General features: G+C 39.3%; 5 protein-coding genes and 3 pseudogenes. All 8 read right to left on the bottom strand.

The genetic code is table 11. The features are described from left to right. Positions 1-27: 27 nt before the first annotated feature. Positions 28-726 (bottom strand): annotated as a pseudogene (locus B3143_RS09365) (helix-turn-helix domain-containing protein); the annotation flags it as partial. Positions 727-1,020: 294 nt separating this feature from the next. Next, positions 1,021-1,582 (bottom strand): annotated as a pseudogene (locus B3143_RS09360) (IS5 family transposase); the annotation flags it as partial. A gap of 390 nt (positions 1,583-1,972) precedes the next feature. Beyond that, positions 1,973-4,165 carry a PhoX family protein gene (locus B3143_RS09355; RefSeq protein ID WP_004812202.1) on the bottom strand — a complete coding sequence of 731 codons (2,193 nt, stop codon included), beginning with the start codon at positions 4,163-4,165 and terminating at the stop codon, positions 1,973-1,975. Positions 4,166-4,369: 204 nt separating this feature from the next. Next, the gene (gene tatC / locus B3143_RS09350) at positions 4,370-5,128 is read right to left on the bottom strand and encodes a twin-arginine translocase subunit TatC (RefSeq protein WP_004812200.1); all 759 of its coding nucleotides are present in this window, start codon (positions 5,126-5,128) and stop codon (positions 4,370-4,372) included. Continuing rightward, a complete protein-coding gene (gene tatB, locus B3143_RS09345) occupies positions 5,125-5,547 on the bottom strand; it encodes a Sec-independent protein translocase protein TatB (RefSeq protein WP_004812198.1) in 423 nt (140 codons plus the stop codon). The genes tatC and tatB overlap by 4 nt, the downstream gene beginning before the upstream one ends. A 9-nt stretch (positions 5,548-5,556) precedes the next feature. Next, complete coding sequence (locus tag B3143_RS09340; protein ID WP_004812196.1) at positions 5,557-5,775, bottom strand: Sec-independent protein translocase subunit TatA; 219 nt, start codon at positions 5,773-5,775, stop codon at positions 5,557-5,559. Positions 5,776-5,922: 147 nt separating this feature from the next. Beyond that, positions 5,923-6,318, bottom strand: a pseudogene (locus B3143_RS09335) (integrase core domain-containing protein); the annotation flags it as partial. A gap of 145 nt (positions 6,319-6,463) precedes the next feature. Then, positions 6,464-8,275, bottom strand: coding sequence for a monovalent cation:proton antiporter-2 (CPA2) family protein (locus tag B3143_RS09330; protein WP_004812195.1), 1,812 nt, complete (start codon positions 8,273-8,275; stop codon positions 6,464-6,466). Positions 8,276-8,557: the final 282 nt, after the last annotated feature.

Here is an 8,557-nt window from a genome sequence, read left to right as displayed (position 1 = left end):
AAGATACAAGAAGCACTGCTACGCAAGTGTGAGGATGCGAAGCATTGATAAGTCCTGAGATTGATAGAATGGCAACACACGATCATTGAGTAAATCAGCCGCTGTAATCGGTGTTTTTGTTGTATAGAGCTTGCAATGAGCGACCTTGCTATAAGTGTCGATGAATGTTTGTTGGTAGATTCGTCCAACACCTTTGAGATTCCCGACATAAAAGGTGTCTTGCGCGCCTAAATAGCCTGGATGAGCTGTTTCGATTTCACCACAAGCAACGTCATCCTCATGCTTACGTTCAAGTGCCGCAATCTGCTGATCATTTAATTCAATACCATCCTGTGCCACTTTAGCCTCAAGTGCTTTTAAACGCTTCTTAAAGTTCTCTAAATCGTGACGAAGCCATATAGAGCGAACCCCACTCCTTGAAACGAATACACCCTTCTTGCGTAATTCATTACTAGTACGGTGCTGACCATATGCGGGATATTGAATTGCGAAATCAATAACAGCCTGTTCAATAGCATCATCTACACGGTTTTTTGAATTTGGTACTCGACGGGACTTATTAATCAGTGCGTCAATATCACCAGACTTCACTAATTCTTGATAGCGATAAAATGTATCTCTTGAAACGCCCATCACTTTGCATGCTCTGGATACATTCTGAAGCTCTTTAGCTAAATTGAGCAGACCTACTTTGTGTTTAATGATTTGATTGTTAGTATGCAACATAAGAAAGTTACCTTTGTTTGATTAAGATTTCGACACCTTTATCAAAACGGGTAAATTTCTCTTTTTCAAGAAGAATGTACGATCAAGTCTGAACGAATACACTTAAATATTGAGGTTGCGCCGCTATAAATTGAATCTGATAGCCATATTTGTTTAACACCTTTTTTACCAGAGAAAAGTCTAGTCCGTGCCCATTTTCCTGGACAGATTTACACCTGAAACACTGTCCCAGGTACTGACTTTATTACATAAGAGCTTCAGAGGTTTATCTATTCTAAGTCACTGAAATTAAAATTAAAATATGCATATCGGCTGACTTAATTTCGTGAGTTTATTTAACACGGCTACACGTGCATGAATTTCATTCACCTGGCTATCAAAGCACTTTGCCGTTAATTTATCGCCTAATAGCTTGATACAGGCTATCTGGGTTTCTATCAAGCTTCGCCAATGTTAACCTGACCACTTTTTCCAAATAGCTCTAGCTAGATGTTTGACTGTTTTTATAATTCGTTTCTCTCTAAATATCCTGTTTTTTGATGTTTCCAAAATTTTGTATTTTTTAGAGGAATAACTGCATGTGTATCTTGATCTAAAATGACTTGTCGGCAGTGCTTGGTGTCATAAGCTTCATCTGTACAGATAGGATCAATTTGCTCATCCAATGAGATTTAATCAAGTAAATCTTCGAGTGCTTATTAATCATTTACATCATTTGTTATAAGCTGAACTGCACGTATTTGCAGCGCTTCAGCATCTATTATACCTATATGGAGTTCACGCTATTTTTGTCGATATTCAAGCTGATGCTTCTTACGCTCCCATTCCTTTCGCCTAGAAACTTCAAACCAGTAGATGGAGACCATCAAGATTTTTTTGATAAATAAAAAGCCCCCCAGTGGTAAGTTTTTGTAACAGGATCTTATTTAACTAAAAATCAGATGAATGTAAGACATATATAAAGTTATTGTTTAGTATACTTCGTTTAACTTATGTTCACCTGAAGTCTACTTCATTAACTAACGATTAGATAATCATCACTTATTACATTAACTTATTGCTTTTTTATAAATTAGAATTTATAGGTTCATTAACCTCCCTATAAAAAATTAATAACTTTTAGGATACTGCTCAAGATGCTTATTATTGACTAGTTCATTCTTAAATCTAAAAAAATTTAAAATTTAAAAGATTGAAAAAACAAAAATGCCAGCATCAAGCCAGCATTTTGAGATAAGTCAGTTATTTATCCAGCTATAGTTCCACCATCTTTACGAGTGATTACTACAGTTGCAGAGCGTGGCCGGGAAGTGGCAGACGAGTTAGTCTGTGATGCAGGCCAATGACTAGTGGGCTTATCATAACTTCGAGAATCTTCTCCAGGATGCTGTACATTAATGAAAATCGCTTTATAGTCTGGTGTCATGGTTACCCCCGTAATCTCGCAGCCTTTCGGACCTGTCAGGAAACGACGTAAAGTTTGATCTGAGACTTGAGCACCGACAATAGTTTCTTGACCAGAAGATGTGATTGTTCGAGTACCATCTCCAACCTTACCAGGTAAAGCAGCCAACATCATACAGTTGGTCGTATCTGTATAAGCACCATCATCAGTCTGAATCCAGAGTACACCACGAGGGTCAAACCACATCCCATCTGGTGAAGACAGATCATTATTATCATTCAAACCTGATAGATTAATATTTTGTGCCATTTTAGCTTCAGCACCAAATAGGTAAATATCCCATCTGAATGTGATGGCTGTGGTCGTATCCTTATCTTCATGTAAGCGGATAATATGACCATTTACATTACCTTTGCCACCCTCAGGATCGCTATAGTTACGTGGATTGGCTGCATCTAAGGCATGTGTAGTGCCGCGGTTAGAGTTATTAGTGAGCGTAACATAGACTTCTCCATTCTCAGGATTAACTGCAACCCATTCTGGACGATCCATTTTAGTAGCGCCTACGCTATCTGCTGCTAGACGAGCAAAGGTCACGACATCTGCTTGGGAATTAAAAGGATAGATATTGTTCAGCTCATTCAAACCATTAATACCATAACTCAGCTCAATCCATTGACCACTCCCGTCTGCATTGAATTTAGCAACATAAAGCTTGCCATGATCCATATATTTATCTCCGACTGCATAACCACCATTACGGTCGTTTTCACTCCATTTATAGTCAGAAACAAACTTATATATATATTCTCCACGTGAGTCATCGCCCATATAGAAAGCCAGGTTATCATCTTCACGAGCACGACTGGCACGACAGTCTTCATGCGCAAAACGTCCTAAGGCTGTACGCTTAACTGGATTTTGTCGGCTATCAAATGGATCAATTTCTACAATCCAGCCAAAAGTATTGGGGCCATTACGATAATCTTTGCTAGCATCACCGGCAGTAATATCTGCACTCCATCGATCATAAAGATCCTGAGGTTCAATTGTACCTATTGCAGATTCCCAGCCATAACGTGAGCTTGAACCTGCTTTTAAACCATAACGCTCCAAAGCGACCGTTTCTTGCGGTAAGCGATGAGCATCATCAGTTTTGCTACGGACAAAGTAACCAATAAAGTTTTCTTCAGTGGTGAGATAAGTACCCCATGGGGTATAGCCGTTGCCGCAGTTGTTATGCGTACCGCGTGTTAGTTTTCCACCTGGTGAAAAGCGTGTAGATAGAAGAGTAGATCCACTCGCAGGGCCTGAAAAGCTCATGACAGTTGAGGCAGTAATTCGACGGTTATAAATCGAATTTTTGACAATTTCTATTTTTTGATTGGAATTGTCTTTTTTGATATGAATGATTGAAACACCATGTGCATTTGTCTCACGAATGACTTCATCTTCAGGGCGGCGACCATCAACTTTGGTTGGACCTTGAGGATGTAAAAAAGTCGGATTGATATATTCATGGTTCATAACGAGTAGACCGTGCTCAGACACAGTCGGGTCATACCGGCCAGAAGTGATATTTAAGCCAAAAAAACTCATTCCATCATGGCAGTCGCCAGAGCGAAACTGAAAGCTTGGCCCATTCGGGATATTGTTGTCATCCCAGTCTGAATATGCAGGATTAATAGAATCTCCAAGTGCATACAGGACATTGGCTTCATAACCGTCTGGTACAGTGACGATATCATTCAAGTTTTTAGCAACTGGTGTAAAGTTCAGTTGCTCTGGTTTTGCATTTGGGTCAATAGCAGGCGGGTTTGGTACAGTCTCGGTTGGCGGCAGAGAAGAGCTATTATCGCTGTCCCCACATCCGGCCAGAGAGGATGCAAGGGCCAATGCTGCAGCCCCACTTGCAGTTTTGGCAATTAAAGCACGACGAGAAATGGATTGTTCTAAAATATCCCGAAAATGATGATTATCTGATGTATTATTATCCAATTCCTGATTTTCATCATAAGGTAAGTAATCTGTCATTATTTTATTCCCATAACTAAGGTCTGGTTGTTTTAAAGTCAGGAATAAATTAGCGGTTGAATATGACAGTCAGGTGAAGCTAATATTGCGGATTTATTAAATATAATATTGATTTATATATTAAAAATAAAAGCAGCTTAAGCTGCTCATAGAGTATTTTCTTCTTTTATGTTCTTTTTATTATTATTCAGTTATGTCCGGTCATCATTTTTCTATCCATTTTCCTGCCGCTAAGCCTAATTCAAATAACAGCCACATTGGAACAGCTAACATAATCATTGATAGGGCATCGGGTGGTGTCACAAACATGGCAATAAAAAAACATCCCACCACAATAAATCGTCTTTTTTCCACCAAGGTCTGTGTGCTGACAACACCAATTATAATAAGCAGGAGCGTGATAATAGGGATTTCAAAAGTAAATCCGAAAACTAAAAATAGTTTTAAACAAAAAGCCAGATAACTATTGATATCGGTCATCGGTGCAACAGTGTCAGGTGATACGCTGATAAAAAAATGAAGGATAGAAGGTAAAGCGATTAAATAGGCAAAAGCAATACCTGCATAAAACAGTACAATACTGCTGATTAATAGTGGTAAAGCTAACTTTTTTTCTTTTAGGTACAATGCTGGTCTAATGAAGGCCCAAAGTTGATACAAAATAAAAGGCATGGCGATAAGTAAAGCAATAAAGAAGTTCAACTTAAATGGAGCCATGAAAGTCGCAGTCACATCTGTTGCAATCATGCTAGAGCTTTCAGGTAACTGAGCGCGTAAAGGCTTTGATAAAAGCTGATAAGTTTGGCTTGCAAAAGGCAGTAAACATAAGAATAGTCCTAATAATACGCCCACAATTTTGAAAAGGTGCTTTCGCAGAATCACTAGATGCCTGGTAATTGGCATTTCTTCTAACGGGATTTGCCGGGTATCGTTGTTGGTTTGAGTCGAAGGCAAAATACTCATACGGCCACCTTTATATCAGCATAAATTTTTTCTTGTTTTGTCACTTTATTCAGCTGGATTGGCGGTAAATGAACAGGTGAAACTGATTCATTAATTAATTGGTAAGTCAGCTCATAGTTCAAAAGATGTTGTTCCGGATTTCTAATGATGGGCTGATGGATTACATTTATATTATCCATTTGTGCCTGCATTTTAATTTCTAATTCCTGAATACGTTTCAGCTCGCTTTGCATTTGTTCCCGTAGTTCCGATAGTCGCAATTCACGGTCAAGATCATTTTGTATATTGCCGGCGATCCTTTTGATTTTGGCTGACCATTTACCTATAAAACGTATCGCTTCAGGGAGTTTATCTGGTCCAAGAATGAGCAAGGCAATTGCCCCAAAGACCAACAGCTCAGTCATTCCAATATTGAGCATAGCAATACCTCAATTCTTGATTGAACTCTCACTGGCTTTAACTTTCGCATCAATCGTTCGAGGGTACTGAAGTTGAGCTGCCTCAGCTTCTTCTTCACGGACAGATTTCTTAAAGTCCTTGATTGCACCCCCTACATCTTTTCCTAGATTTTTTAGTTTAGAAGTACCAAACAGTAAGATCACTACAATTGCAAAAATTAGTACATGCCAGATGGATAACCCTGCCATATTTTATCCTCATTTAATCTTTTTAAATTTATTGGCTTATATCAACACTAACAAATGACAGAGCTATGAAGATTTGATGTCAATATAATGACAAGGGTAATCCGCCCATAAATAACCGAAGTTAAAAATAGAGATCAAGCAGCCATTAATTAGAGGTAGCCTTCGTCTGTTTGCTTGGTGTGGTCTTTCATGGTTGTAATGCCACAGCCAACTCGTTGCATAATCTTGCACTTCTTCCAGTGTTTCAAATAAATGCGTACTTAGACAGCTATAGCGTATAGTTGGATTATAATGTTCAATATACGCATTCTGCTGTAGCTTACCTGGTTGAATATATTCAATACGAATACCTTATTCAGTTCCCCAGCGCCCACATTCATGATTGATAAACTCCGGACTATTCTCAAACCGAATAACTAACGGATTTTCTCGCCACTCTAGCAACTGATTCAACGTACGAATAACCCGAATTGTTGGTAATGAGAATTCTGCTTCAATCGCTAAACCTTCTCGACGAGAATCATCAATTATATTCAATAGCCGACACAAAAAGTGCCCCAAATAGAAGAATTACTGCCACACCGCTGGAAACTTGAACGGAATTAAAAAATAGGTATGGGGTTCAGCGGATGCTTACAAAAAAGATGTCTACACAGACCTCTTTTTTATTTGGGCTTAATACGTGAAATTATTGCTGAGTGTCATCTTCATTCAGAATTTGCCCTGTGTGCTTTGGTGTGATTAAAGGTGCAGTCGGACGCGGTCCTGTGTATTGCAAACCGATACCCGCATAGACATCATCTGCTGCAACTTCGGTTTCAAAACGTTCCTTATCTCGTTCTCGGATTTCTTGGCTAATTTCTTCAACATTACTCTGGTCAACACCCAATTCTTCTAAAATGGCACCGCCAAATAGCATTGCCGACTCGAAGGTTTCTCGAATCATGTAATCCACATTTTGTTTTGCTAAATGCAGCGCATGCTCACGGTCATAAGAGCGAACCAGTAACTTGGTTAAAGGAAATTCATGTTGCACCAACTCTACAATCTTATTCGTCGTTTCTTTGTGGTCTACGCAAACAACAATTGCCTCAGCCGTATCTGCTCCCGAGGCATGTAAAATATCTAAACGAGAACCATCGCCATAGTAAATTTTAAATCCAAATCTTTCAGCGTTTTGAATCATGTCGATATCATTATCAATGATGGTCACATCAATCCCTCGAGCAAGCAGTAATTGACTGGAAACTTGTCCAAAACGACCGAAACCAATCATCAATACTTTTCCAGAAAGTCCTTCGGCAATACGGATATTTTCTAAAGAAGTTTGTTCTGTAGTTTGGGTAAAACGTTTAAATAAAAAGCCAATAATCGGGGTCAAAATCATCGATAAGACTACAATCGCAGTCAGGTTTGAGTGTTCAACAGCACTAATGACTTGAGCACTCATGGCGGCAGTAAAGAGTACAAAAGCAAACTCACCCCCTTGAGCCATCAGTAATGCGCGATCGAGTGCTTCGGAGTGTGAACTTTTGGTCATGCGTGCAATCAGGTAAATCATGGATGCTTTGACAAACATCAGCAGAAGTACAGCACTTAAGATTAACACCCAGTTATTTTTTACGACGTTAAGGTCTAGTGACATGCCTACACCTAGAAAAAATAATCCGAGCAATATGCCACGAAACGGTTCAATATCTGCTTCAATCTGATGGCGAAAAGTGGATTCGGAGAGTAATACCCCTGCAAGGAATGCCCCCATTGCCATCGATAAGCCAGTGACTTGCATCAGTAATGCTGCGCCGAGCACCACCAAGAGTGCTGCTGCAGTCATGACTTCACGGGCTTTGGCTGCAGCTAATAAGCGAAATAAAGGATTAAGCAACCAATAGCCTGCAGCGATTAAACCTGCAATTGAAATTAAACCAATTCCGATGCTCTGCAAACGCGTAGAAGTACTTTCAACAACATGATTCGGTGCGATAAAAGCGACAATGGCCAATAAAGGTACAATCAACAAGTCTTCAAACAGCAGAATCGAGACAATTTTTTGTCCTCGTGGTTGAGCAATGTCTCCACGATCTCCCAAAAGTTGCATTACAATTGCAGTTGAGGTGAGTACAAAGCCTGCAGCACACACAAAACTCACTTGCCAAGAATAGCCATAGACCAAGCCTACAGCCGTTAGCCCTAATGAACAGGCACTAATTTGTAATGTACCTAATCCAAAAATTTCTTTTCTTAAATTCCATAAATACAATGGACGCATTTCTAGTCCAATCACAAACAGATACATCACAATACCAAGCTCAGCGATATGCAAAATAGACACAGAATCGTAGAAAAATGCCAGTCCAAATGGACCAATAATTAATCCTGCAATTAAATATCCCAATACCGAGCTTAATCCTAGGCGCTTGATTAAGGGGACTGCGATCACTGCAGCCGTGAGCAATATGACAGGGGATAAAAGGCTGATAGATGTGGCTTCTGCACTCATATATTTCTCAGATTTTGTATTGGGGCTGTTGACATTGCAAGTATAGAATTTACCCGATAAAGGTAGCCAAATATATATATACAGGCTTCAAGCTAATGCAACTGCAGAGCCTGTAAATAATTTTGTGTAATTGCTTTTCATAAATTTAAAGATGATCACTTAGAACCTATCCAGAATATTTTCTATGCAAAAGGGCTTTGTTGCACAAAGATTTAAAAGACAGCACCTGCTTATCTGAACAGAACTCAAGTGACAACTTGGTTATGAGGACGACCTAATTCT

Origin of the sequence: Acinetobacter sp. UBA1496, from assembly GCF_002324975.1 — a bacterium.
GTDB classification, from domain to species: domain Bacteria; phylum Pseudomonadota; class Gammaproteobacteria; order Pseudomonadales; family Moraxellaceae; genus Acinetobacter; species Acinetobacter variabilis.
The sequence above is the reverse complement of the archived record's forward strand: the minus strand, read 5'-3'. Positions and strand labels throughout refer to the sequence as shown.

Bases quoted from the DNA above. Each gene is read 5' to 3' on its own strand.
- B3143_RS09355 (WP_004812202.1), bottom strand. From the start codon at position 4,165: ATGACAGATTACTTACCTTATGATGAAAATCAGGAATTGGATAATAAT.
- tatC (WP_004812200.1), bottom strand. From the start codon at position 5,128: ATGAGTATTTTGCCTTCGACTCAAACCAACAACGATACCCGGCAAATC.
- tatB (WP_004812198.1), bottom strand. From the start codon at position 5,547: ATGCTCAATATTGGAATGACTGAGCTGTTGGTCTTTGGGGCAATTGCC.
- B3143_RS09340 (WP_004812196.1), bottom strand. From the start codon at position 5,775: ATGGCAGGGTTATCCATCTGGCATGTACTAATTTTTGCAATTGTAGTG.
- B3143_RS09330 (WP_004812195.1), bottom strand. From the start codon at position 8,275: ATGAGTGCAGAAGCCACATCTATCAGCCTTTTATCCCCTGTCATATTG.